This window comes from Thermococcus aegaeus, assembly GCF_055393685.1.
In genome coordinates this window covers 605479-630720 of the sequence record NZ_AP042464.1, presented here as the reverse complement: position 1 = coordinate 630720, position 25242 = coordinate 605479, and the positions used below count along the sequence as shown (strand labels likewise).

Sequence of the window (25242 nt, the reverse complement as noted above, 5' to 3'; positions counted from 1 at the left end):
TCACAACAGATGTTTTGGCACGATGTCTTCTTCCAATGTCCTTTCACAGTAGTGACACTTTAACTTAAGTGGCTTCTTCGAGAGTACCTTAAACTTTGGGGTTACTTCTTCGTAGTGTGTTATACAATTGGGATTTGCACACTCTATGATTCCGATTATTTCATCCGGTATTTCGACCTTTCTCTTTTCCACGACTTCCCAGTTCTCTATTATGTTCACTGTGGCACTTGGAGCTATGAGGGCTATTTTGTTGACTTCTTCTTCGTTCAGTATTTTTCCTTCGACTTTTATGATGTCTTTTCTTCCAAGTTTTCCGCTTCTTACGTTCATAGCTATGAGTATCGTATTGTCTCCGGATAAATTTAAGATTTCAAGAACTTTCAACCCTCTGCCGGCAGGTATGTGATCTATTACAGTCCCTTTGTTAATTGCTGAGACTTTCAGCTCCTTCATTCTATCACCCCCAGTACAATGCCGAGAAGAGCCATCCTGACTGGAATCCCGCTCCACACTTGTCTGAAGTATGCGGAGTACTTCGTATTATCCACTTCATATGCTATCTCATCAACCCTTGGCAAAGGATGCATAACCTTTAGCGTATCTTTGGCCTTCTCAAGAACCTTTAAATCCACCTTATATGACCCCTTGATTTTATTGTACTCTGCAGGGTCTGGGAACCTCTCTTTTTGGATTCTTGTTACATAAAGCACGTCCACTTTTGGGATTACAGCTTCCAGATCACTGGTCTCTACGATTTCGACTTTGTTTGATATCTCTTCAACTATGTGCCTTGGCATCTCTAAACCTTTGGGAGCCACAAAATAAAGCCTGACGTTGTAATAAGAGAGGGCTTTTGCTAAGCTATGCACGGTTCTTCCATACTTAAGATCTCCAAGAAGGGCAATGTCAAGGCCATCTATTTTTCCAAATTCCTTTTTAATTGTATAAAGGTCAAGTAAGGTCTGGGTGGGATGTTGATTTGCCCCATCCCCTGCGTTTATTACTGGCACCCTCGCAACCTCGGCAGCTAATCTTGCAGCTCCCTCTCGTGGATGCCTTATAACTATTACATCTGCATAATTTTCTACGGTTCTTATCGTATCCATTAAACTCTCTCCTTTTTTGACACTTGTGCTTGATGCTTCGGCGAACCCTATTACTGAGCCTCCGAGTCTGTGCATTGCACTTTCAAAGCTCAATCTTGTTCTTGTCGATGGTTCGAAGAAAAGAGTCGCCAAAACTTTTCCTTTTGCGTATTTGAGTGTCCCTTCTTTTTTAAGTTCTTCTTCGAGTCTTTCTGCAACCCTCAAAACGTAGTCTATATCTTCTTTTCTAAAATCACTTATACTAATCACATCTTGGAACTTCATAAAGCCCGACCGAATTAACTCTGCAAAGATTTATAAATTTTTTGTTAACATATTTGTGAGAGCATGGGGGGATTTACATGGAAATGTCAATGAAAAAAGACCGGCTTATTGAAATGATATTCAAAGAAAAAGCAATCGAGTTTGGTCATTTTATCCTGAGCTCTGGAAAAGAAAGTGACTATTACATAAACATCAAAAAAGTGATAACCAATCCAAAAGCCCTAAGGCTTATTGCCTTCCTTATGAAGGCTAAGACAGAGGAGCTAGGCCTTGAGTACGACAAAATAGCTGGGCCAGAGTTGGGGGCGGTTCCTATAGCTGTCTCTTTGGCCTTGGAAACAGAAAAGCCCATTTTAATAGTGCGTAAAAAGAAAAAAAGCTATGGGACCGGAAGGCAGATCGAAGGAGTAGTAACACCTGGAGATAGGGTTCTTTTGGTTGAGGATGTTACAACGACAGGAAATAGCGTTTTAAGGGCTGCAAAAGTCTTAGAGGGAGAAGGTGCAAAGGTAGTTGGTATTATAGTAGTAGTCGATAGAGAAGAAGGCGCGAAAGAGTTACTATTGAGAGAAGGCTACACTTTAATTCCTCTTGTGACCGTTGGAGAACTATTTGAATACAAAGAAAAGCAGAGAAAGGATTAAAAGTAGTCTTCAATAGTCTTTGCCTTTACCATTATTGTAGCTTTTTCCTCCCCGAAGGATATTTCAACAAGCCCTTCGGATTCTAAATGCCTTAAAGCATTCAAAAGGTGGGGCATGGGGGTTTCGAGCTCTTCACTCAACTTCTGAAGAGAAGTAGCTTTTTTCTTGGTCGCTAAGAGTTTGTATATGATTTCCCTTCTAGCAACCATCACGAAAACACCATTAATATTACTCCTCTATCACTAATAAGGTTTTTCATGTAGTAAGTTGGCATTGTGACAATATAATCCCGAAAGTTTTCTAAACTTGGGCGGCATCTTTTTATATGCCTTCCAAAAACATTGAAACATGAGAGCAAGTGTAGAAAGACTAAGTGAGGAAGGATTCGGAGAAGTAAAGGTCGGGAAAAAGATCATATTGGTTCCGTTTACTTCTCCAGGTGACGTTGTTGAAATCAAGAGATGGCACAGAGAGAAGAAAAGGCTAGTTGCTCATGATTATGAGATAGTGGAATTTTCTCCTAACAGGGTAGAGCCAGCTTGCCGGTATTTTGGACGATGTGGGGGATGCTTGCTTCAGCATATCCCTTACAGGGAGCAGATAAAGTTTAAAGAAGAAAAGCTTGCCCATCTTCTCAAGGTTGAAGTAGAAGTACTCCCATCCCCAAAAATCTACGGGCATAGAAACAGAATTGACGTTGCAACAACAACGAGTGGGATAGGATTTAGGAGAAGGGGAACTTGGTGGGATGTTGTTGAGATTGAGGAGTGTAAAGTGTTTGGAGAAAATAGCAAAAAAGCATTGAGTGCATTGAGAGAATTTATAGAGGATTTTAAAATTCAACTTTGGGATTTAAAAAAGAGTGAGGGTTTTTTGAGATACATTGTGCTTAGAGAGGGGAAATTTACAGGAGAATTAATGGCAAATTTAGTAACCTCTACCGGGAAACTTCCTGAGGAAGTCAGCCACTATTTTGATTTCGTTGACTCTCTTTATTGGAGTATCAACGAGACTAAAAGCGATGTGTCCTATGGCGAGCCGAGAAAGTCTTGGGGAATGGAATTCATCAGAGAAAAGCTTGACAACGTGATTTACCTAATCCATCCCAACTCATTTTTCCAAACGAACTCATATCAAGCAGTTAACCTCCTAAAAAAGGTTGCAGAATTTGTAGAAGGTGAAAAAGTACTTGACCTTTATTCTGGGGTGGGAACCTTTGGGATATATCTCGCCAAGAAGGGATTTAAGGTAGAGGGTGTTGAAATAAACCCGTTTGCTGTTGAGATGGCTAAGAAAAATGCGGAAATAAACAACGTTGAGGCTGAATTTAGAGTTGGCGCTGATAAAGATATTGAAAGCCTAAACCTTTATGATACAGTTATAGTAGACCCCCCAAGAGCGGGCTTACATCCAAAACTCATAAGAAAGATTTTGAATGATTTACCAGATAATCTGGTCTATGTCTCCTGCAATCCCAAAACTTTTGCTGAAAATATCGAAAAGCTTAAGGAGGGATACTCCCTAGAGAACATAATTGGGCTCGACATGTTTCCTCATACCCCGCATGTTGAACTCATCGCAAAGTTGAGTTTGAAGGATAAACTTTAAGGTTCAAAAAGTTAATATACATGTTTTGACAAAATAACAATGGGGTGAGCTTTATGTTAGACGAAAGGGATAAGGTCATAATTGAGATGCTGACGAAGGATGCGAGGACACCTTTCACGGAAATAGCTAAGGTCTTGGGTATAAGCGAGACGGCCGTAAGAAAAAGAGTGCGAGCATTAGAAGAGAAGGGCATAATACAGCAGTATACGATCAAAGTAAACCCCCAAAAACTTGGGTACAACTTAATAAGCATAACCGGAGTTGATACAAAGCCAGAAAAGCTGTTTGAAGTCGCAAACAAACTGAAGGAGTTTGAATTTGTTAGGGAGCTTTACCTTTCAAGTGGCGATCACATGATAATGGCAGAAATCTGGGCAAAAGATGGCGAGGATTTAGCGGATATTATGTCAAACAAAATAGGAAAAATTGACGGGGTTACAAAGGTTTGTCCTGCGATAATTCTAGAGCGCTTAAAGTAAAGCTTTTAAACCCTTTTCTTATTATTTCTGTTGAGCGGTGGTAGTCTAGCCTGGTCTAGGACACCGGCCTCCCAAGCCGGTGACCCGGGTTCAAATCCCGGCCACCGCACCAATTCTCATTCAATTATTTTGATTGAGTCTATTCTTTCGTCTCCGAACACATAGAAGCGTAGCTCAAGGATTTCCCCATCAGGTTTATGGAGTTCCCATACCTCATAAAGCCTATCTTCTGTTTCCTTTCGCTTTAGAAAACTCCCGCCATCTCTGTAGAATTTGTTAAGGTTCCCATAAATGAACTTGTTTATCCTCTCCTTGTCCCCTATAAGCACTACCAAATCTAGCTTTCCTTTTGATATCTCCTCTTTAACGAGCACATATACCATAAAATCCACCTAATAACTTTTTGGTCCTTACTCTATTGTGTAGTTTCTTCAAATATAAATAATTTTCTAAGGAAATTGGGATACTGTTAGGATAACTGGGGCATCACCTCCTGAAGCCATTCAGTAACATCACCAGGCGGATCACCAAAACTAGAATGAATTCTGACAAAATTATACCAGAAGGCAAACAGAAAAACAAACCTATGAACCCTCCTCCAGTCTTTACCCCTGAAATTATTCCAGAAACGCTTCGTCCTCTCCTTCAACGTCCTAAACCAGCGCTCAACACTGTTCCTCGGCCCGAAAGTCACATGCAGATAACCCAACCTCAAACTCTTAAAAGCAGACTTATACCAGCTCGCCCTGTCAACCAGAAAGACAGGCTGCCCTTCACACGACTTTAAAACAACCAGAATGAAATCCCTGGCAACCCACCAGTTTCTAACAGTCGTAATCCAGACTGCTAAAACTTCCTTGCTCTCAACGTCAATTGCAGCCCAGAGGTATCTTTTCTTCCCGTTGATTTTTATTACTGTTTCGTCAACTGCGATGAAGTTTCGCTGTTTTTTGACTGCGAGGATTTTTGGCTTGTAAACTGCTTCTGCGAGTTTTTGGACTGCCTCCCAGACTGTTACGTGACTGATTTTGAGTATTCTGGCGGTTTGCCGGTAACTGAGGCCTCGCAGGTATAATTCTACTCCCCTGATTTTCTTTTCTGGTGGGATTTTGTTGCGACGAAAGGGTTTTAAGGCTGAAACCACCCAGTAAATAATGGTTTCAGACTTCATGTTCCCCCTTCTTTTTCTAAAGTACTGCCAGTAACTTAAACCTGACACCCCACAGCTTATCCTAACAGTATCGAAATTGGTTTATTGGTTTTCATGAGTCTAATTGATCATCGCTTATACGCCAATTTTAGCAAAGGAGGTGTTGAGATAGTTGTTACAAATACCATGAATATTGCTATGGTCAATGCCTCCGGCCCAATAACTCCACTTGAAAGTGCTATAGTCAGCATAGCGAGCTCCACTCCAAGCAGCATTCCCCCAATAAGCTGACCAAGAGCCCCCGGCATTTTGACTTTCGTTGCCAAATATCCGAACAGTTTAGCAACTATTAGGATCACTGCGAGTTCAAGGAACACGTCCATGCTTTCATCTCCCGCTGATTAAAGCGCAACAATCCTAATAAGTCGGATTATGTCCTTAACTTCCAGCAAGCCATGAACCTTTTTCTTATCGTCTATGACTGGCAGATGATGCTTCCCAGTCTCCGTCATGAGCTTAATAGCGTGCCCAAGGTTGTCATCTACATGAATGGTTATGGGCTTCGTCACCATTATGTCCTCTACCCTGGAGGCGCGGGTTAAAGTGTATTTTTTCAGTAAGCCTAAGCCAACGACTGAATATCTTCTCGGTGTTGTAAAAAAGTGCAGAAGGTCTTTCATCGTTATAAACCCTAAGAGTTTCCCATCTTCGTCAACAACTACTGCAGAAGTTTCTTCGCTTGTGAACCTGCCGATTAGAACTGTTAAAGGATCCTCAGGGCGGACTGTTAAAAATTCTCTGTCCATAACAAGCTTGACCGGAACTTTAGAGATATATCTAATGTTGTGGCTTAGTTCCTCTTTTCTTTGAAGCATCATATGGCGCTTTTTACCGACGATTATTGATATCTTTTTATTTTTCGCGTCTTTGGGTTTGCTTGGGAAAGGGTCGTTCACATTTACCCCCTATAATTTTTGTTCACTTCCCACTTAAAATTTTCTCCTAGCTGTAAAGCAGAATCTCTCCACGTGGTTGCTATGTACATATACAAAGCAAAAATCCAGAGGGAAAAGCTCTTCTTAACCTTGCATCAGGCAAAAAGTTTATAAGATAACTGCTCCAAAATATCGGCAAGGGAAATATGAGTTCTGAGGAAAGGTTTGATGTTGTTATAATAGGTGCAGGTCCAGCAGGCCTTTTTGCGGCTTATGAGCTTGCAGAAAAAAGCGATTTGAAAATTGCAATTTTTGATGAAGGTGGAGATATAGACCAGAGAACATGCCCAATGGACGAACTCGGCTACTGCATTGAGTGCAAGCCCTGTCATATAATGAGCGGTGTCGGAGGAGCTGGTGGCCTTAGCGATGGGACAATAAATCTAAGACCCGATATTGGAGGAAACCTAACCGACCTTACAAAAGATGAGAACTATTCCTGGCAGCTTGTGTGGGAAGTTGACCAGATCTTCTTGAGGCACGGAGCTCCTAAGGGCGTTTATAAGGGCAACGAAGACGAAATCAGGAAATGGGAAAGAAGAGCCGCTCAAGCTGGGGTAAAGTTCATACCAATAATTCAGCGCCATATAGGTTCAGACCACACAAAAGAAGTCATAAAGAGCATTAAAGACTACTTAGAAGCCAAAGGCGTAAGGTTTATCTTGTGGACGAAGGTCGAGGAGTTCAGAAAGGGTGAGGTCATAGCGAGAAAAGGAAAAGATATCTTCACAGTAAAGTCCAAATACATAATAGTCGCCCCCGGCAGAGGGGGGGCGGAGTGGTTCCACGACGTTGCTCAAAAGATTGGGCTAAATGCCAGACACGGCCCAATAGACGTGGGTGTTAGGGTTGAAGTTCCAGCCATAATAATGGAGCCCATAACGAGGATAAACCACGACCCGAAGTTCCACATATACACAGACACTTACGATGATTTTGTGAGGACTTTCTGCACCAATCCAAACGGCTTTGTTGTCGAAGAAAAATATGACGGCTACGTTGGCGTAAACGGCCACTCCATGAGAGACAAAAAGAGCAACAATACAAACTTTGCGTTTCTCACAAGGATAGAGCTAACCGAGCCGGTTGAGGATACAACAGCATACGGCAAAAGCATAGCACAGCTCGCAACCACCATCGGGGGAGGACGGCCAATACTTCAGAGACTTGGGGATTTGAAGAGGGGAAGAAGGAGCACATGGAGCAGAATCAGGAAGAGCGACGTTGAGCCGACACTGAAGCATGTAACGCCCGGAGATATAGCAATGGCATTGCCCCACAGAGTTGTGACGAACATAATTGAGGGACTTGAAAAGCTTGATAAGGTAATCCCCGGTGTTGCAAGCGACCACACCTTGCTCTACGCTCCAGAGATAAAGTACTATGCAATGCAGGTTGAGGTTAATGAGCTCCTTGAAACCAGCATAGAGAACATATTCGCAGCAGGGGATGGGGCTGGGTTGAGCAGGGATATAGTTAATGCTGCAGCCACGGGTCTTTTGGCAGCGAGGGGAATATTGATCAAGGAAGGCCTCTACATGGAGAGGAGCTTCAAAAAGCCAGGTAACTGGAAGAAAGCTGTTGAGAGTTTGGAGGCATGAATGCAAAGGTTTAAATTTGTTCTTCTTTTTCTCATTCTGGTGAGATCATGAGGTGCAGAGTTTGTGGAGAGAAAGCGTTTATAAAACTCCATTATCCAAAAATGTATCTTTGCGCTGATCACTTTGTGGAGTATTTTGAGAGGAAAGTCAAGAGGACAATCGAGAAATACAAACTCCTCAAGCCGGATGAAAAAGTCCTTGTGGTTATTAGCGGGGGAAAGGATTCCGCAGTAACGGCTTACGTTCTAAAGAAGCTCGGTTACAATGTGGAATGTCTACATATAAACCTTGGCATAGGGGAGTATTCAGAAAAAAGTGAGCAATATGCTAGGGAACAGTGCAGGATTATAGGTGCCCCTCTTCACGTGGTTAACGTTAGGGAGCTTCTTGGAAAAGGAATCGGCGAGGTGAGAACGAGAAGACCCACCTGTTCCTACTGTGGCCTTACGAAGAGGTATCTCTTCAACAAGTTTGCCTATGACAACGGCTTTGACGTCATTGCAACGGGCCATAACCTGGATGATGAGGCGAGCTTTATATTCTCCAACCTCATGAACTGGAACACAGAGTATCTGGCAAAGCAGGGACCTCTTTTACCGGGGGAGGGGAAGTTTGTAAGAAAGGTCAAGCCCCTCTACGAGCTCACCGAGAGGGAAGTAGTGGCTTATGCCCTTGCAGTCGGATTGGAGTATATAATCGATGAATGCCCCCACGCAAGAGGGGCTACAACAATAGAGTACAAGCAAATTTTAAATGAGCTTGAAGAAAAAAGGCCTGGGACTAAGATAAACTTCGTCAAGGGTTACCTGAGGAAAAGACACTTATTTGAGGCTGAGCTTAAGGAGATAGAGCTCAATGAATGCAAGGTCTGTGGAATGCCCACCCAGGGGGAAAAATGCTCATTCTGCAGATTCTGGGGCTTGGAAGAGCCCGTCAACCTTAGGATAGTAAATACCGATGAAGAAACTTTCGGGCCCTGAGGGGGGTGATGAGGGCCTTCCTATCTGAGGGATAATAAGGAAGAAAGGTCAGAGCTCCCTAAACCTTACCGTGAACTCTAATTCCTTTTCTATTGGGAAAAGCATTGTATAGCTTACTCCCTGCTGTATGAAGTCCCATCCGGCCTCACTCTGACTGAGCGTTTTTATCGGGAACTTCCAAACCTTTGCAGCCTTGTCGAGCTCTATCCTGACTTTTCCAATGCCGTATGGGTCATTCACTTCAAACTCTTTTGCTTCAAACTCTTCTGGCTTTTCCATAACGCTGTGTACTGCTAGGTTAATCTCTACTCCGAAGAGAGCTTTGTAGGGTTTTTCAAGCAAGACTCTGTACTTTGCAATGAAGCCGTCTTCCGTTAGTTCTATTTTCTTCTCTACCCTTGCAGGGATTTTTTCCTCTGCATAAACGCCTCCTTCACGCCACAGCTTTACTCCGTTTTCTATCATCTTATACTCGTAGGGCTGGTTAACGAAATCACCGAGCTCGTGGTACTTTACAAGGCGATAGTTGTCGAGAGTTTCTTCTGGTTTGATGAAGTGGTCTTGCAAAATAGCCCTTAGTTGCCAGTCATAGGCAAGCTCTCTCTTTATCTCCTCTGGAATTTGCTTTCCGAGCTCATGTATGCTTGCAACACCTTCTTCGCTTTCCTCCTCTGGTGTAGCGGCTTCCGGAACCTCATGGTAGTGCTCCCATCTTCTCGGAAGCACGTCGTTGTAGTTTACGGCTTTTTTCTTTGAGCTTAGTTCAAAAATGCTGCCTCCGTAATGGGGTTTTATCGTGGCAATAAAGCCCTCGTTTTCAACCATAATCTCTTTTCTTCCATCAAAATCAACGTCAAGTATTTTGTTTTCTGGCTTTAGGTGGCTCTGGGCTTTTATTATGTTCTCCCACACAGTTCTTCTCAAGTGAGGCAGATAAATTCCTCCAAAAACGCCGTGCCAATATGCGTCATTGCACTGTGCTTTGAGGATGTATTTTCTAGCTTCGGGGTCATCTCTCACGGCTTTGCTTACCATAAGCATTCTTTTGTGCATAAAGTTGCTTTCGGGGTACTTGAAGAAGAAGTTCTTCCATATGCCACCCCTGACAAAGACGCGGTACTTTTCAAACTTCCCCTCTTTTTTCAGCCCTTCTACAAACTCCACGAAGAGCTTTGCCTGCTTTGCCGGTAAAGACCACTCGCTCATCTCAAAGTACGACGCTATTGGGAGATACACCAGCCCCTTTGGAGTAAACTTGTTCAGGTATTCACTGTAGGTCATGAGGTTGATCTTTTCGTTGCTTGTAATTGTGTCAAAGAACTCTCTGAGCCAGCCTTTTTCATAAACCCATTCATAAGTTCCCGGCCAAACTCCAAACTTTTCGCCGTCGTCGTGGAACACAGCTACCTTTGAGGGGTCATCGCTTGCAAGGCTTTCTAAATATTCGAGAGTCTTCTTAACCGGACGGGTATCAAATAGCGTAGTTTTTCATCTATTGGGAACACTGTTATGACTTCTCCACCGTCTTCCGTATAGTACGGCCAGAAGAGTTCTTCTTTGCTCAATCCAGCACTCATGAAGTGATAATCATCAACGACTACGTACTCGATTCCAGCCTCTCTAAGCGACTTTACCAGTTCCGGTTGCCATACCCTCTCTGTGAGCCACACACCTTTTGCATCATAGCCGAGCTTTCTTGCATAGTCCTTTAGCATTTCTATCTGAACCAATCTGTCTTCTTTTGGAATAGCCGCTAACACTGGCTCATAAAATCCCGCCACAACGATCTCAAGTTGCCCCCTTTTTATGAGGGATTTAAGAAGATCAAGATAATCTGGTTTGTTTTCTTCAATCCATTCCAAAAGCGGTCCACTAAAGTGAACGTTTACTTTCATCTCTGGGAATTCCTCTAAAATCTCCATAAAAGGTCTGTAAGAACGGTTATATGCTTCTTCAAACACCCATCCAAAGTTGCCGAGAGGTTGATGGTTGTGAATGCCAAAGATGAAGTTTATTCTTTCCATAATTGCACCTCCTCAAATAGTTATCACTAAGAGTGATAGTGGGAAAGATATATAAATATTTTATGCTCATATATCAACTGGGGTGAACAAATATCACCCGAGGTGAATAAAGATGAAGAGGAGTGCGTCTTTGTGGATTGTTTTTTTGATGGTTCTTAGTCTAGTGCCAGCAGCAAAATTTGCTAGTGCCCTCTATGGGACAAAAGTTATTGATGGAAATCTAGGTGATTGGGGAACTCTCGATCTTGTAGCAAAAGACAAACTTGGCTATGGAGTAGATGGTGGAAACCTAAGCTCTCTCTATGTGTCTTATGACGATCAGTATCTTTATATAGCATTAGAAGCTAACAATAAAGCCAATTGGGGAATGGCGTATGGAATTGGAATTGATGTGGATCCTGATAGTGGAAATGGATACACTGGAACAAGTGATGCTTGGGGAAGAAGTATAAGTTTTAGTGGCAATTATGCCATTGATTATGAACTATACACTTGGTGGGACGATTCGCAAGCAAAGCCTACAGTGGAGGGACAAGAAAATGTTGCTTTTCTACCTTGGGTAGGAGATCATTGGGAATACAAAACAATTGGAGAGGTAGGCGGAAGTTTTGGATGGAGTGGAGATAGCTCTGTGGGTTTAAAGACTCTCGAAATAAAGATACCATGGAACGCTATTGGAGGAAAAACAAACAAAATTGCTGTTATTGTATGGGTAACAGGGGGTGAAGGATCTGCAGTGGATGCTCTTCCAGAAAGCTCCGTTGTAAAAGATAATCCTAATGAATGGGGAGACACTGATTACTTCACGAACCTTGCTGAAGTATACATCGTTCCTAAGACTATTGATGGGGATTTAAGCGACTGGGAAAGCTATGAGGTTGTGGGAGTAAGCAATCTTGATGGTCCAGATGGGGCGGATTTGAACAAGCTCTACGTTTCATACGATGAACAGTACCTATATGTGGCTATTACCACAAATAATACTGCAAGTTGGGGCGTAGTATATGGTTTTGGCCTTGACGTTAAAGAAGGAGGCTACACTGGGGATACTGATGCATGGGATAGAAAAATAGGGTTCTCGAGAGGAGTTGATTATGAGATTTACTTCTGGTACGATGGAGGTAATGACGTCATTGGGGGCGGAAACTTCATAACGTGGACTGGAAATGGTTGGGATTACAAAGACGTTGGAAGTGTAGTTACTTACGATTTCACAACAGGCAATGGGCTACAAGTACTCGAGATGGCAATTCCATGGGATGCAATAGGGGGTAGAACATCGGAAGTCGCCCTAATCGCATGGGTGGCTGGAGGTGCGAAGGGGGATTCAGCTGTTGATACAGTTCCCTTGGATCCAGCCGTAGATGGAAATGATTGGACTGATCAGGACGTTTTATCAAATTTTGCCGTTATTGAAATCCCAATTCCAAAACCCGAGCTTACGGTTAGCATTTCTTCAGATGTACTTAATGTCGAGCAATGGCAGCCAGCTAACATTACAATTACAGTTAAGAACATAGGAGAGGTGGATGCTCAAAACGTAACTGTGGAGCTCTACGATGGAGATGCTCTCCTCAAAAGCTGGCTTATTAACGTATCTGCACACTCTGAAGTCAAGCTTGGCTATCTCTACAGGTATTCTGATGCATGGGGGGTTCACACCATAAAGGCAGTTGTCGATCCCAACAATGAGATAGAAGAGGCTAACGAAGATAACAACGTTGCCACACTGGACATTGTGGTGGGACAAGTCGCAGAGAGGCAGAACAAGCTTATAAGGCTCGGTATGTATGTGTGGCCTAGAACCTATCCAGAGGAATACGAGAAGACAAAGCTACTTGTAGAAAATATTTCCTCCATGAGTCTGCCAGCCAAATATGCTGAGACTGTAAAAGGATTTGAGCTGAAGCTCAATGAAAGCCTGAAACTGTTTAACGAAGGCAAATCTCTCATTTACATGCCCAACTATGAATTGAGAGGGGCTCTAAAAATTTTCTCTGCGTATATCCGCCTTGTTAAGCTGCAGAGAGAGATTTCAGAATTCCTGGAGAGTTTAGAATTTAAGAAGAAGATCGATGGATTCCTTACGGATTGGGACGAAAGCTCACTTGTAGCTCAAAACAAAGTTGGGGCGGGAGCCGGAGCTTATCTGGACAGTCTCTACGTAGACTACGACGACAAATATCTCTACATTGCTCTGAGCACAAAGAACACCGAATCATGGAGAATAGCTTACGGTTTCGCACTTGATTACAGAGAGGGAGGATATACCGGAGATGCTGATGCGTGGGGAAGAAAGATTGGGTTCGCTAGAGGCGTTGATGCGGAAGTATACCTTTACTGGAATGGCCCGTTCTTTGAAAACCCTGGAACAAACACTATAACATCAGCGGAACTTGCAGTATGGAATGGGGCTGGATGGGAGTACTATAAATTGTTCGAGAATGCTGCAATAGGATACCTCGGAAACGACAAAGGCTTGCAGAGCCTTGAAATGGCTATTCCATGGGAGTTGCTTGGAGGAAAACCAGAAAAGATAAGCATAGTTGCATGGATAACAGGTGCAAACCCTGGAGACTCGGCCGTTATAACCATTCCGGATGATCCAAGCGTCCACGACAGTGACAACGAGTGGGGCGATATGGATACCATAAGCACCTTCGCAGAGGTCTACATCAGGTGATTTCCCTTTCTTTTTGTTTTTTACTGTCCAATGAATTTTCTAAACGTCCATAGTGCAAACGCCACGGCAAGTTGGTTTGACAAATTGTCATCGGGAGGCAACTCGTAAAACTCTGCTAACATTCCCGCTAAGGCTCCCACAAAGGCGTGGGGAAGGTCTATTAAAAAGAATAGTATCAAAAACGCGGTTAAAAAATACGCTAGGCTCCCTTCTACGCTTTTGCCGTTTTTAAACCTGTGCTTTCCAAAGGGTTTTCCCACTATTGCCGCAACTGCATCTCCAAGGGTCGCGACTGTTATGGCACCTATGGCTATGTCCCTCGGGAAAAAGCAGACTATTATTAATGCCCCGAGTGTAAAATAGATATGTGCTCCAATCGAATGCTTTTCATGCTCTCTTGAAATTGCGTCCAGTTCTCTCTCTACGCGGGCTATCACTTCATCTCTGACGTAAAGTCCGAGCTTTCTTTTTACCCGGTCTCTCAGCCCTTCAACTATTCTAAATGGCTCCAGAATTAAAAAAACTATCAGTGCGGATGAAACGAACCCTATCGCTGCTTTTTGTCCAAACGTTAGATATATCAGAGGAACTGTAAGCCCTGTGAGATGAAGCGCTTTTCTTTTAAGCTCGCTTTTTATGCTCATTCTTTATTACCTCCAATGCCTCTTTGAGGTCTTTAACTACATAATCAGCATGCTTTGGTAAGAGGGATTTAAAGTATCCTCTCCTTACGAGAATTGTTGTTGCACCGATTTCTTTTCCCCCTCTCATATCTGTGTCATCTCTATCCCCTACTACGTAGACTTCATCCTCCTTGGGAAACATTTTCCTCGCAAGTATAAAGTTATGGGGCTCAAGTTTGCTGTGCCCGGTCTCTCCACTTATTATAAGGTGATCAAAATATTGCTTCAGGTTGAGATACTCCAGCTTCTTTCTCTGCCACTCAGAGGAGGAATCCGTCACTAAAACAACCTTAGCATTTATATCCTTTAAGCCCTTCAGGAATTCAACGGCATCTGGGTAGAGCTTTAAGTTTGAGAAAAATGTCCTATCAACAAGTTCAAACATTTCTCTAAGGTCTTCCTCCGAAATTTTTTGATAAATCCGCTCCATGAAATTTTCGACCAGTTCGTCTAGATCAAGGAGATGCAGCTCTCTTGACTGCTCAAGCTCTTTGTACCTCTGGGTGAGAATGTAAAGGAGTGCCCTAAACTTTCTTTTTCTAATCAAATGGGGCAGGAGTCTAAGAACACTCCATCTTGCTGCCTCCCATGTGTTGCAGAGAGTATCATCCAAATCCACAAGTACGAGCATGCTGTAGTTCCTCCTTCAGTAACTTTAGCGTTAAAGCTTAAAAACTCTAAGTGTAGTTTTCCATGAGGGGCCATGAAGGGAGAACTGCTTATACTGGCAGGGATGGGACTGATATTTATAGGCTTCATGCTGATCTTCATAGGAACTTTGATGGCAGCATCCGGGGGAGAGGCTGACGTTGAGAGTGGAGGAGTAATAATGATTGGCCCTATTCCAATAGTCTTTGGGACAAGCAAGGGGGCCACCTTGGCAATGATACTCGCAGTTTTCCTAATGCTCCTGTGGATAATAGGGGCTCTGCTGAGCAGGAGGGTATGAAGTGGAGTACATTCTTGACCTTTCCATCCTTCTGGTTTTTGCAAAGACTTTAGAGTGGCTGTTTGAGAAGAAGGATGTCCACCCTATACTTGCCCATATACTCACCGGAATGATACTGGGGCCTTTTCTTCTCAACGTTATTTCTCCTTCCGAGCCATTGAAAGTCCTTTCAGAGTTCGGCCTTCTGATGATGATGCTCTACATGGGTCTCACAAGCAACTTTTCATCGATTGCATCAAACAAAGCAAAAGCTATCACAGTGGCCGGTTTGGGTGTTGCGTTTTCATTCTTTCTTGGCTTTTCAACGGTTTATCTCTTTGGAAAGGGATTGGCTGCGGCTATTTTTGTAGGGGTGACTCTGGGGAATACTGCAATTGAAGTTACCAGTGGGGTGTTGTTGAAGTCAAGGGTAGGGAAGGAGATTTCTTCAATATTAATGGGGGCAGCGTTTGCCGATGACATAATGGCCGTTTATCTAATTGGCATAATAACGGCGATGACACAGGGCGAGCTTGCACTCTTCCCCTTGGTTGTTTTGACAATTAAGATAGCCATATTCATAGCAGCAGTTCTCTTACTTTCTGAATACATTTTCAAGCGCTCTGTGAGGTTTTACGGCATATTGAGGAACCTCAACATATTCTTCACTTTTACGATAATCCTCACATTTTTCTTAGCAATAGTGGCTGAAAGGGTGGGCCTGCACCAGATAATTGGTGCCTATCTTGCGGGCTTAACAATAAGCAGACTCAGAGAGAGGAGAGATCCCCTCGTGTTAAGCAAGATAAAGCTTAACGAACTTATTGGGGACCTGCAGGTAGTCCTTACAGAGTTCTTCATGCCTCTCTTCTTTATTTACGTGGGGCTGATGTTTAATCCCTCTCTCAATGAGCTCAACGTCGCTTTGATAGTCCTTCTTTATCTGGCTGCAGTTTTAGGAAAGCTCCTCGGCTGTGGACTTGGAATGAGAGCATTTGGATTTGACTGGAAATCGGCAATGCTCGTTGGAATCGGTATGGGTGGAAGGGGCAGCCTGGAACTTGCCATACTAAAGTTCGGAATTGAAGAGGGGCTAATAGACCAAGGCCTCTTTGCAACCATTGTCATAGTCTCAATGCTGACTGCTGTAACGACTCCCCAGTTTTTCAAACTTTATTTATCTCGCATAAGGGAGGAGTGACAAAAGCTTAAAGGCTATGCTGATGAGTCTAGGTCGGTGAGAGCATGATTCCAAAGGAAGGAATGAGCGAAGAGGAAGTGCTTGCTGAACTTGAGGAAAGGCTTAAAGTTGACCTAACTTTTGATTCGGGCAGGATTTTGGGATCCATGTGTACTTATCCTCATCCGCTTGCTCAAAAGATAATCCAGAAGTATATAGATAGGAACCTGGGCGATCCGGGGTTGCATAATGGAAGCAAAAAAATCGAGGAAGAAGCCGTTCAGATGCTTGGAGAACTTTTACATTTAAAGAAGGCCTACGGTAACATAGTGAGCGGTGGTACCGAGGCAAATATCTTGGCCGTAAGGGCTTTTCGCAATATATCCGATGTTGAGAAGCCCGAGTTGATCCTCCCAAAAAGTGCTCACTTCTCTTTTCTAAAGGCGAGTGATTTGCTGAGGGTAAAGCTGGTGTGGGCCGAACTTAATAGGGACTATTCTGTTAACGTCAAAGATGTTGAGAGTAAGATAACCGATAACACAATTGGTATAGTTGGAATTGCCGGTACAACCGGGCTGGGAGTTGTCGATGATATCCCCGCTCTTTCAGACATTGCTGTTGATTACGGGATTCCCCTTCATGTTGATGCGGCCTTTGGAGGTTTTGTAATACCCTTTGCGAAGGCTCTGGGTTACGAGTTGCCGGATTTCGATTTCAAGCTCAAGGGTGTGCAGAGCGTTACCATAGACCCCCACAAAATGGGCATGGCTCCAATCCCTGCCGGAGGGATAGTTTTTAGGAAGAAAAAGTACATAGAGGCCATAAACGTTTTAGCACCTTACTTAGCTGGAGGAAAGATATTCCAGGCGACCATTACCGGCACTAGGCCAGGTGCAAATGCAATAGCAGTATGGGCCCTCCTCAAGCATCTTGGCTTTGAAGGATACAAGAGAGTTGTCAAGGAGGCTATGGAAAATGCTTACTGGTTCGCGGAGCAAATAAAGGCTCTAAATGGAGTATACCTTATAAGGGAGCCCATGTTGAACATAGTCTCCTTCGGCTCCAGGAAGCTTAAGAAAATTGAGGCCGAGCTCAAAGCCAGAGGCTGGGGAATAAGCGCCCACAGGGGGTATATAAGGATAGTTATGATGCCCCACGTAAAGAGGGAGCACCTTGAGGAGTTTTTGAAAGACCTGAAAGAAATCCTGGAAAGAGTTCTTTGATTTCGCTTTTATTGTTTTTAAGATTTCACCTAAGCGCTTTCAATTCTTCTAAAGTCTTATTGGAACCTGGGTCGGTATGGGCTTTAGTCGGGGCGGTGTTGTTAACTTTCAATTCTTCTAAAGTCTTATTGGAACCATTGATGTGTTGAACCCACATGTTAGGGCGAGGATCCCTTTCAATTCTTCTAAAGTCTTATTGGAACCGAGGAAGCAGATAATCATCTACAACACTCCTGCATTTCTTTCAATTCTTCTAAAGTCTTATTGGAACCAAGACCAAAACCAAGACCAAAAACAAGAGAGAATTATCTTTCAATTCTTCTAAAGTCTTATTGGAACTCGTAAACCATGAGGGTGTAGGTTTTCACGGCTCCCGTCTTTCAATTCTTTTAAAGTCTTATTGGAACCAAGAAGAAGGATGAGGAGAGGAAGGTTGCAGATAAAGCTTTCAATTCTTTTAAAGTCTTATTGGAACTTAGTGTCAAGAGTTATTCATAAGGTATTGGAGTGGTGCTGTTTCTTTCAATTCTTTTAAAGTCTTATTGGAACAGAATACCCAGCACCTCAGCCATTAGAAATTCTGCTGTCTTTCAATTCTTTTAAAGTCTTATTGGAACTTGGTGGAGAAGATTGTGCTTGGAATTTTTGCTCTTGCCTTTCAATTCTTTTAAAGTCTTATTGGAACCCTCGACTCTAACATTGCCAGGGCCCCGAGCACGGTTCTTTCAATTCTTTTAAAGTCTTATTGGAACTTGCTGGATAGGGACGCTTGGAAGAGGGGCTCATATACTTTCAATTCTTTTAAAGTCTTATTGGAACGCCCAAGCCTTTCCCTTCCTCCTGTCCCCCAAGTCACTTTCAATTCTTTTAAAGTCTTATTGGAACCTTGAGAGGGAAAACCTCGATAATGAAAAGAAATCTACTTTCAATTCTTTTAAAGTCTTATTGGAACGGCCTCCTGCTGGCCGGTTCCCACTATCTCCTCGACTTTCAATTCTTTTAAAGTCTTATTGGAACATATTCATAGTTAAAGACGAGTTCATTACAACCGTGCCTTTCAATTCTTTTAAAGTCTTATTGGAACACTGATCTTGAGGTTTCAGTGAAGACCCCTTCTGCTTTCAATTCTTTTAAAGTCTTATTGGAACGCCCCATTCCGCGTTATGTGCCAGGTTGAGAAGCCCACTTTCAATTCTTTTAAAGTCTTATTGGAACATAACATTTCAATAAGTGATAGAACTTCAATTAAAGCCTTTCAATTCTTTTAAAGTCTTATTGGAACAGGTATGTAGTGTTATTCTCATTATCGAGATTTGAATCTTTCAATTCTTTTAAAGTCTTATTGGAACAATGGCAACGTTTGGCACGGAGATTAATCACTTGAACTTTCAATTCTTTTAAAGTCTTATTGGAACGGTTCTCCCGCAGGAGGAATTTCTTCCTTGCGAGTTCTTTCAATTCTTTTAAAGTCTTATTGGAACGACTTCTGGGAGAAAGTAGAGAAGATCAAGGCGATACCTTTCAATTCTTTTAAAGTCTTATTGGAACATCTTCTGTAATAGACAGCCAGCCCTCCTAAGACTACCTTTCAATTCTTTTAAAGTCTTATTGGAACAGTTGTAGAATGTCCCCTTTCGTGATTTCCTGCGAGCCTTTCAATTCTTTTAAAGTCTTATTGGAACAGAGGGCCATCTCGTGCCTTTGCCCCTCACGATACCCACTTTCAATTCTTTTAAAGTCTTATTGGAACATATATAAGCAGGAGAACGGAGGGAATCGCTAAAAAACTTTCAATTCTTTTAAAGTCTTATTGGAACCGATATGCTGATTAAGGCCTATGAAGGACTGAAGAGCTTTCAATTCTTTTAAAGTCTTATTGGAACTCTTTTGACGATAAATCCATGATATTTTGAGCTGTAGTCTTTCAATTCTTTTAAAGTCTTATTGGAACCCATGTTGAGTCAACTGTTCCTCCTGGCTCCAACACGACTTTCAATTCTTTTAAAGTCTTATTGGAACTCGAATCTAGCCGTATCGTTAGTTACTGTAGTAGTTACTCTTTCAATTCTTTTAAAGTCTTATTGGAACTAGCCGAAGCGAACGTACACATTATAAAAATGTTTTACTTTCAATTCTTTTAAAGTCTTATTGGAACAATTCTAATTCAGTCAAATAAGCTAGGGAACGGTTAAAACTTTCAATTCTTTTAAAGTCTTATTGGAACATGTCTATACCCTATCGAACACCTCAACGCCGGGATTGCTTTCAATTCTTTTAAAGTCTTATTGGAACATTATCGTGATAAGCAAGACTTTATTATCGATGCAATACTTTCAATTCTTTTAAAGTCTTATTGGAACTCTCACGAACGCAGCGATTCATTTTAACGGCACGAGCTTTCAATTCTTTTAAAGTCTTATTGGAACTGTTGGATAAGAGGGCAAGGGAAGAGGTGTGGTAACAACTTTCAATTCTTTTAAAGTCTTATTGGAACATGGTTCAATGAAGCCAAGTTTTTAGGCATCGACGAGACTTTCAATTCTTTTAAAGTCTTATTGGAACATGGAACAGACGAATGGACAACATCAACGAGATATACCTTTCAATTCTTTTAAAGTCTTATTGGAACACGATTCTTGAGATATTCACCAAATACCTTAGAGAAGCTTTCAATTCTTTTAAAGTCTTATTGGAACAATTTAGGGTTGCACAAAGCAACTTGACGGCAAAAGTCTTTCAATTCTTTTAAAGTCTTATTGGAACTCAAAATGTTCGCCAAACACATCGACCTCGTGCTCCACTTTCAATTCTTTTAAAGTCTTATTGGAACCAAAATTAAACACACTGTACGAGTCGCCTACATACGTCTTTCAATTCTTTTAAAGTCTTATTGGAACACTTCCCTCCTACAACAGTCTGTAATGCCAATAATATTCTTTCAATTCTTTTAAAGTCTTATTGGAACTGGCTACAGCGTACATTGACGTAAGCAGGGACGTTATACTTTCAATTCTTTTAAAGTCTTATTGGAACCCTCAAAATCGTATATCACGTCTTCATAGTACGCATCCTTTCAATTCTTTTAAAGTCTTATTGGAACCGAACAACGTTATGTATTATTACATTAGAAGCAACGCTTTCAATTCTTTTAAAGTCTTATTGGAACTCAAAGTCTTGAAGTGTTTGTGATAGAACACTTTCTACTTTCAATTCTTTTAAAGTCTTATTGGAACGACATTATTGAGGAATTAAGGGAATTTAAGAAACAATCTTTCAATTCTTTTAAAGTCTTATTGGAACCAGCCTCAACTGCTTTTATGTAGGCTTCGTAGACTTCCTTTCAATTCTTTTAAAGTCTTATTGGAACTTTTGCGTCTTTTTTGTTCACTCATATCGTCCTCTATCTTTCAATTCTTTTAAAGTCTTATTGGAACGTGTTTTACAAGGACATGTTGTTGAATGGTAAGCTTACTTTCAATTCTTTTAAAGTCTTATTGGAACGTGATATGAAGGGTAGATTGCAGGTGAAGGTTGTTGTTCTTTCAATTCTTTTAAAGTCTTATTGGAACCAAAAGAAGGGGTAAAAAGAAACAAATTGTAATCAATGACTTTCAATTCTTTTAAAGTCTTATTGGAACCCCGAATCGTGTAGCATAACCTGTTTCTTAAGTTTGTCCTTTCAATTCTTTTAAAGTCTTATTGGAACAAAGGTAGGCAAGCCCAGCCCCACTGACCTCCATACTCCCGCTTACTTTCAATTCTTTTAAAGTCTTATTGGAACAATCCAACTGTTTTATCACTTCACTAAACACCCATTTCTTTCAATTCTTTTAAAGTCTTATTGGAACCTTCAAATTCCGTGGTGGGCATTATGTCTTTCATTTCGACTTTCAATTCTTTTAAAGTCTTATTGGAACGTTTACATAACCATGCACAAATATGTGAAATGTTTTTGCTTTCAATTCTTTTAAAGTCTTATTGGAACAGGGGCGATTTTTCCTCTAAACTCCTCAAAGAGTAATTAGAAGGCTTGAATCTTATAAGCTTTTCTTCAAGGGGTCAATAAAACTCCCCTCAAAAAGCTCAAATTCGAGCTTCCAGAAAAAACTTTAAAGCTCTAGCCTACTTAAAGCTCCTCCTTTTTCCCCATGCCCAACTTTGTTCATAAGACTTCCAGGGGCAAAATAGGAGCTTAAATCAAAAATAACCCAATAAAACCGCCTTAAACTAAAAATGGTTAAATTTCCACGAGGAGAGAATACCAAAGAAGCCCTAAGAAGCCTCAACTCAAAACTTCGAAAAAATTTCGTTACAAAACTCTCAAAAACTTGTAACTCTTTGTAAGATAGTAACCTTCAGTTACTAAAGACTTCCAGAGCATTCCTAGAGCCTTAAACTCAAAATTAATCCTTCAGAAAGCAGAAAAACCAAAAAGAGAGAATCCAAACATGATACAAGACTATTGGATAAGCATTTTGAGTTTTCTTAATACAATCTCTGGGCTCTCCCCAAATATTAGGATCATTGCCTCCCTGCCCCAATCCCCGAGGTGGTAAATTATGTCAGGTTTGCTGTTTACCCTTTCAATTGCAGTTCGTATTCCCCACGGAATAGTGCTTCCTTCTTTGGCTTTTATTCCCTCTGGCTCCTCTCTTCTGTCGTAGAATGAAACTCTAAGCCCCAACTCGGAGGCTTTCTTAATCAGCCCCTTGCTGTATTTTAAGTTTAATGCGCTTCTTGTTTCGGGGAAGAATTCCATAAAGGTTAGAACCGCCCTTGCTATGTGGTCTGAGGCTCCAAATTCCACGTCGCCCACAGGCTTTACCGTGCTTCCGAACTTTACTATCCTTCCTTTGACCCCTGCAACATTCTCTTTGCTCCTTGCGTAGAGCTTTGGCAGTGCGTAGACAAAGTTCATGCCCACTTCTGGCACGTAATGAGAAAGCCCTTCAATTGCCAGGAGCTCCTTGACGGCATTCCTTAGAGCTTCATAAACCCTCCATTTTTCAGCAGGAATCTCTATCCAGGCGTTCTGGTTAACGGGGCAGTGTCCGTGACCTATCTTTGCTCCATAGTAGATTCCCATCGTTATGAACTCCTTTGCAATTCTAACTGCCTCCTCAAGCTCTTTTCCCTTGGCTAGATTTGCCGTTATTGCTGCAGAAAAAGAACATCCTGTGCCGTGGGTACAGCCGTCAACAAACGGTGCCCTGTACTCTTTGAACTCACCGTGGAAGTATAGCACGTCAACAGCTTCGCTCAGTCCAAGATGCCCACCCTTGACTATTGCCCCTTCAGCTCCAAGCTCCTCCACTATGATTTTTGCAGCCTTTCTTGCGTCTTCAAGGTTTCCAATCTTTATTCCGCTCAGCTTTTCGGCTTCCGGCTTGTTGGGAGTTACAACCTTTGCGAGAGGGATGATCTTCTCGATAAGGGCATCCATTGCATCTTCTCTCAGCAGAGGTGCTCCGCTCTTGGCTATCATCACTGGATCAACCACCAGTGGAAAGTCATACTTCCTCACAGTCTTTGCGACAGCCTTGATGATCTCCGCATTGCTCAGCATTCCGGTCTTTGCTGCATCAACTCCTATGTCATCGGCAACCGCTTCTATCTGCTTTGCAACAACTTCTGGTGCAACATCATATATCGCCCTTACTTCTTGGGTGTTTTGGGCTGTTACTGAGGTTATTGCAACCAAGCCATGAACACCAAAGGCAGAGAATGTTTTTAGATCAGCTTCTATTCCGGCCCCACCTCCGCTATCACTTCCTGCTATAGTCAGGGCCTTCTTAATCACTCTATCACCTCCATTCTTCTTAGAGCTTTAAGGGTGAAGAATCCCAAAGTGGTACCCACTAGAGTGCTTGGAGCAAAAGCAATCCAGAACCATGTAACTCCCTTGTAAACATTTATGAGAGGGCCAAATAATAGAGCACCTAACGTGCCTCCTATAAAAACTGTAGCAAGGGGCTCGCTAAAAGCAACCCAGTCTTTCTTCATGAGTTTATAAGCCAGTCCTACAGTGAAAGCCCCTGGGATTCCACCGGGTATTGAGAATATTGTGCCTACTCCAAAGGAGATCCTAAGAAGACCTATTAATAGGGCTGTTAAGGAAGCCCACCATGGCCCAAGCATGATTCCGGTTATTACATTTATAAAGTGCTGGAAGGGTGCTACTTTTGTTGGACCTATAGGAAAGGAAATTGTTCCGAGGATAACACCTAATGCCGTGAAAATTCCAACATAAGCAAGTTTTTGTGTTTTGGTTTCGGCTTTCATTTAATCATCTCCTCCACAATTCTCCTCATTTCTTCCGTGGCCTTCTTTACATTCTCAGCTCCCATTATCGCGGAAATTACTGCAACTCCATCGACGCCGGTTTTGAGGACTTCCTTAACGTTTTCGTGGTTTATACCCCCTATAGCCACAACGGGAATTTTCACCGACTCCACTATTCTCCTAAGCCCCTCTATGCCGATAACTCTGACATCTTTCTTTGTGGATGTGGGAAAGACTGAACCTGCCCCTAAGTAGTCGGCCCCTTCTTTTTCCGCGTGCAGAGCTTCCTCCAAACTGTAAACCGAAGCCCCAATAACCAAATTCGGCGCTATATCTCTAGCCAGGGAAATGGGCATATCCTCTAGACCCAGCTGGACTCCGTCTGCGTTTGTTGCTAAAGCCACATCCACTCTGTCATCAACGAAATAGAGGGCGTCGTACTCCTCTGTGAGCTTTCTTATTTCTTTGCCGATTTCTATCATCTCTCTCGTTGGAGCGTTTTTTATCCTGAGCTGGATGGAGGTTGCACCACCTTCGAGGGCTTCTTTCACGCTTTCTACTTCTGGCTTCAACCTTCTATCAGTTATAACATAAAGCCTCAGCTTTTTTCTAAGGTTCAACTTCCCTCACCTTCGCCCTCTCTTTTATGAGCGCCCCATCAATCCTGTAGAGCCAGTCGTAGAGCTTCATGTGAAAGCTTCCCGGATATGGGGACTCTTCAACAGCTTTCTCAGCAGCGATTTCAAATGTTGTGAGCCCCGCTATAGTGGCTTTCAAAGGTTCTTCAACTGCTAAAAATGCTCCTATTATTGCTGTAGCCATGCACCCGGTTCCCGTAACCCTTCCGAGCATAGAGGTTCCGTTTTCTATGGCATAAGTTCTCTCGCCATCACTCACGTAGTCCACAGCACCGGTAACCGCTACCACCGTTCCGAACTTTTCAGCCGCTTTCTTGGCTAGGTCTTTCGCGGCATCTTTATCATAAACTGCTGAATCCACGCCCCTAGTTTTGCCATGCTTGCCAAGAAGGGCGGCTATCTCACCGAAGTTGCCCCTCACCACGCTTATATCCCCTAATTCCAGCAGGTTTAGAGAGGTCTTTGTCCTCAGCTTTGTTGCCCCAGCACCGACGGGATCAAGAACTACTGGCTTTTTGAGCTCTTTGGCAACCTCAACGGCTTTAAGCATGGAATATATTTTGTGCTCATCAAGGGTTCCAATGTTTATTACGAGTGCATCAGCTAAGCTGACCATCTCTTCGAGCTCCTCTATCGCATGGGCCATGACGGGTGAAGCTCCTACTGCAAGGAGAGCATTTGCGGTGGTGTTCATCACAACATAGTTCGTGATGTTGTGCACCAGTGGCCTTTTTTCTCTTAATTTTTCAAGTGCTTCGCCGATCCACTCCATCT

At 42.5% G+C, this 25242-nt stretch carries 22 protein-coding genes, 1 tRNA gene, 1 pseudogene and 1 CRISPR repeat array; of the genes and pseudogenes, 10 read left to right on the top strand and 14 right to left on the bottom strand.

The annotated features are described in order from the left end of the window. Together pyrI and pyrB are read right to left on the bottom strand one after the other, a co-directional pair. Window positions 1–453 carry an aspartate carbamoyltransferase regulatory subunit gene (gene pyrI, locus ACZ5NL_RS03440; RefSeq protein ID WP_464842940.1) on the bottom strand — a complete coding sequence of 151 codons (453 nt, stop codon included), beginning with the start codon at window positions 451–453 and terminating at the stop codon, window positions 1–3. Next, the gene (pyrB, locus tag ACZ5NL_RS03435; protein ID WP_464842938.1) at window positions 450–1370 is read right to left on the bottom strand and encodes an aspartate carbamoyltransferase; all 921 of its coding nucleotides are present in this window, start codon (window positions 1368–1370) and stop codon (window positions 450–452) included. The genes pyrI and pyrB overlap by 4 nt, the downstream gene beginning before the upstream one ends. 77 nt (window positions 1371–1447) lie before the next feature. Here pyrB and pyrE point away from each other — a divergent pair, with 77 nt between their 5' ends. Next, window positions 1448–2014, top strand: a complete 567-nt coding sequence (gene pyrE, locus ACZ5NL_RS03430) for an orotate phosphoribosyltransferase (protein WP_464842937.1) — start codon at window positions 1448–1450, stop codon at window positions 2012–2014. On the opposite strand, the gene ACZ5NL_RS03425 is transcribed toward pyrE, so the two are convergent. Continuing rightward, entirely contained in the window at window positions 2011–2223 is a 213-nt protein-coding gene (locus tag ACZ5NL_RS03425; protein ID WP_004067283.1) for a hypothetical protein, read from the bottom strand. The genes pyrE and ACZ5NL_RS03425 overlap by 4 nt on opposite strands. Window positions 2224–2362: 139 nt before the next feature. Between ACZ5NL_RS03425 and rlmD the strand changes: the two genes are divergently transcribed. The 3 genes from rlmD to ACZ5NL_RS03410 all read left to right on the top strand — a co-directional run bounded on the left by rlmD (window position 2363) and on the right by ACZ5NL_RS03410 (window position 4213). Further along, window positions 2363–3622 carry a 23S rRNA (uracil(1939)-C(5))-methyltransferase RlmD gene (rlmD, locus tag ACZ5NL_RS03420; protein ID WP_464842936.1) on the top strand — a complete coding sequence of 420 codons (1260 nt, stop codon included), beginning with the start codon at window positions 2363–2365 and terminating at the stop codon, window positions 3620–3622. A 53-nt stretch (window positions 3623–3675) separates the two neighbouring features. Continuing rightward, window positions 3676–4101 carry an HTH-type transcriptional regulator LrpA gene (gene lrpA / locus ACZ5NL_RS03415; protein ID WP_087036471.1) on the top strand — a complete coding sequence of 142 codons (426 nt, stop codon included), beginning with the start codon at window positions 3676–3678 and terminating at the stop codon, window positions 4099–4101. A 34-nt stretch (window positions 4102–4135) separates the two neighbouring features. Next, window positions 4136–4213, top strand: a tRNA-Gly gene (locus tag ACZ5NL_RS03410). 4 nt (window positions 4214–4217) lie between these two features. On the opposite strand, the gene ACZ5NL_RS03405 is transcribed toward ACZ5NL_RS03410, so the two are convergent. The 4 genes from ACZ5NL_RS03405 to ACZ5NL_RS03390 all read right to left on the bottom strand — a co-directional run bounded on the left by ACZ5NL_RS03405 (window position 4218) and on the right by ACZ5NL_RS03390 (window position 6129). After that, window positions 4218–4484, bottom strand: coding sequence for a hypothetical protein (locus ACZ5NL_RS03405; RefSeq protein WP_464842935.1), 267 nt, complete (start codon window positions 4482–4484; stop codon window positions 4218–4220). 86 nt (window positions 4485–4570) lie between these two features. Next, window positions 4571–5272 (bottom strand): IS6-like element ISPfu1 family transposase, encoded by a 702-nt coding sequence (locus ACZ5NL_RS03400; protein WP_011011522.1) that lies wholly within the window; start codon window positions 5270–5272, stop codon window positions 4571–4573. 107 nt (window positions 5273–5379) lie between these two features. Continuing rightward, the gene (locus tag ACZ5NL_RS03395) at window positions 5380–5634 is read right to left on the bottom strand and encodes a hypothetical protein (protein WP_464842933.1); all 255 of its coding nucleotides are present in this window, start codon (window positions 5632–5634) and stop codon (window positions 5380–5382) included. Window positions 5635–5652: 18 nt separating this feature from the next. Continuing rightward, window positions 5653–6129 (bottom strand): CBS domain-containing protein, encoded by a 477-nt coding sequence (locus tag ACZ5NL_RS03390; RefSeq protein WP_464843301.1) that lies wholly within the window; start codon window positions 6127–6129, stop codon window positions 5653–5655. A 263-nt stretch (window positions 6130–6392) separates the two neighbouring features. Between ACZ5NL_RS03390 and ACZ5NL_RS03385 the strand changes: the two genes are divergently transcribed. Both ACZ5NL_RS03385 and ttuA read left to right on the top strand, forming a co-directional pair. Then, window positions 6393–7847 carry an NAD(P)/FAD-dependent oxidoreductase gene (locus ACZ5NL_RS03385; RefSeq protein ID WP_464842932.1) on the top strand — a complete coding sequence of 485 codons (1455 nt, stop codon included), beginning with the start codon at window positions 6393–6395 and terminating at the stop codon, window positions 7845–7847. Window positions 7848–7894: 47 nt separating this feature from the next. Next, window positions 7895–8827: a tRNA-5-methyluridine(54) 2-sulfurtransferase gene (gene ttuA, locus ACZ5NL_RS03380; RefSeq protein ID WP_464842931.1), complete on the top strand. Its 933-nt coding sequence runs from the start codon at window positions 7895–7897 to the stop codon at window positions 8825–8827. Between the two features lie 48 nt (window positions 8828–8875). Here the strand turns inward: ttuA and jtg are convergent. Beyond that, window positions 8876–10851, bottom strand: a pseudogene (gene jtg, locus ACZ5NL_RS03375) (4-alpha-glucanotransferase). A 112-nt stretch (window positions 10852–10963) separates the two neighbouring features. Between jtg and ACZ5NL_RS03370 the strand changes: the two are divergent. Then, complete coding sequence (locus tag ACZ5NL_RS03370; RefSeq protein ID WP_464842930.1) at window positions 10964–13534, top strand: CARDB domain-containing protein; 2571 nt, start codon at window positions 10964–10966, stop codon at window positions 13532–13534. 20 nt (window positions 13535–13554) lie between these two features. Here the strand turns inward: ACZ5NL_RS03370 and ACZ5NL_RS03365 are convergent, their stop codons facing one another. Together ACZ5NL_RS03365 and ACZ5NL_RS03360 are read right to left on the bottom strand one after the other, a co-directional pair. Then, window positions 13555–14178, bottom strand: a complete 624-nt coding sequence (locus ACZ5NL_RS03365; RefSeq protein ID WP_042699501.1) for a diacylglycerol/polyprenol kinase family protein — start codon at window positions 14176–14178, stop codon at window positions 13555–13557. Further along, window positions 14156–14848, bottom strand: coding sequence for an HAD family hydrolase (locus ACZ5NL_RS03360; protein ID WP_152879397.1), 693 nt, complete (start codon window positions 14846–14848; stop codon window positions 14156–14158). The genes ACZ5NL_RS03365 and ACZ5NL_RS03360 overlap by 23 nt, the downstream gene beginning before the upstream one ends. Before the next feature lie 72 nt (window positions 14849–14920). Between ACZ5NL_RS03360 and ACZ5NL_RS03355 the strand changes: the two genes are divergently transcribed. From ACZ5NL_RS03355 to mfnA, 3 genes are read left to right on the top strand one after another with little or no spacing between them, the layout of a single operon-like run. Continuing rightward, complete coding sequence (locus ACZ5NL_RS03355) at window positions 14921–15166, top strand: TIGR00304 family membrane protein (protein ID WP_042699499.1); 246 nt, start codon at window positions 14921–14923, stop codon at window positions 15164–15166. 1 nt (window position 15167) lies between these two features. Continuing rightward, window positions 15168–16346 carry a cation:proton antiporter gene (locus ACZ5NL_RS03350; RefSeq protein WP_464842928.1) on the top strand — a complete coding sequence of 393 codons (1179 nt, stop codon included), beginning with the start codon at window positions 15168–15170 and terminating at the stop codon, window positions 16344–16346. A 44-nt stretch (window positions 16347–16390) separates the two neighbouring features. Then, the gene (gene mfnA / locus ACZ5NL_RS03345) at window positions 16391–17548 is read left to right on the top strand and encodes a tyrosine decarboxylase MfnA (RefSeq protein WP_464842927.1); all 1158 of its coding nucleotides are present in this window, start codon (window positions 16391–16393) and stop codon (window positions 17546–17548) included. Between the two features lie 36 nt (window positions 17549–17584). Then, window positions 17585–21533: a CRISPR direct-repeat array (repeat unit 30 nt; unit sequence CTTTCAATTCTTTTAAAGTCTTATTGGAAC). Window positions 21534–22007: 474 nt separating this feature from the next. Here the strand turns inward: mfnA and ACZ5NL_RS03340 are convergent. The 4 genes from ACZ5NL_RS03340 to thiM are packed head-to-tail and all read right to left on the bottom strand — an operon-like array spanning window position 22008 to window position 25240. Further along, on the bottom strand, window positions 22008–23348 hold the full coding sequence (locus tag ACZ5NL_RS03340) for a bifunctional hydroxymethylpyrimidine kinase/phosphomethylpyrimidine kinase (RefSeq protein WP_042699492.1): 1341 nt from the start codon (window positions 23346–23348) through the stop codon (window positions 22008–22010). Continuing rightward, window positions 23345–23830, bottom strand: coding sequence for an energy coupling factor transporter S component ThiW (gene thiW / locus ACZ5NL_RS03335; RefSeq protein WP_042699489.1), 486 nt, complete (start codon window positions 23828–23830; stop codon window positions 23345–23347). The genes ACZ5NL_RS03340 and thiW overlap by 4 nt, the downstream gene beginning before the upstream one ends. Then, a complete protein-coding gene (gene thiE, locus ACZ5NL_RS03330) occupies window positions 23827–24450 on the bottom strand; it encodes a thiamine phosphate synthase (RefSeq protein ID WP_464842925.1) in 624 nt (207 codons plus the stop codon). The genes thiW and thiE overlap by 4 nt, the downstream gene beginning before the upstream one ends. Further along, the gene (thiM, locus tag ACZ5NL_RS03325; protein WP_225806896.1) at window positions 24440–25240 is read right to left on the bottom strand and encodes a hydroxyethylthiazole kinase; all 801 of its coding nucleotides are present in this window, start codon (window positions 25238–25240) and stop codon (window positions 24440–24442) included. Before thiM ends, thiE begins: the two co-directional genes overlap by 11 nt. Between the last annotated feature and the right edge of the window lie 2 nt (window positions 25241–25242).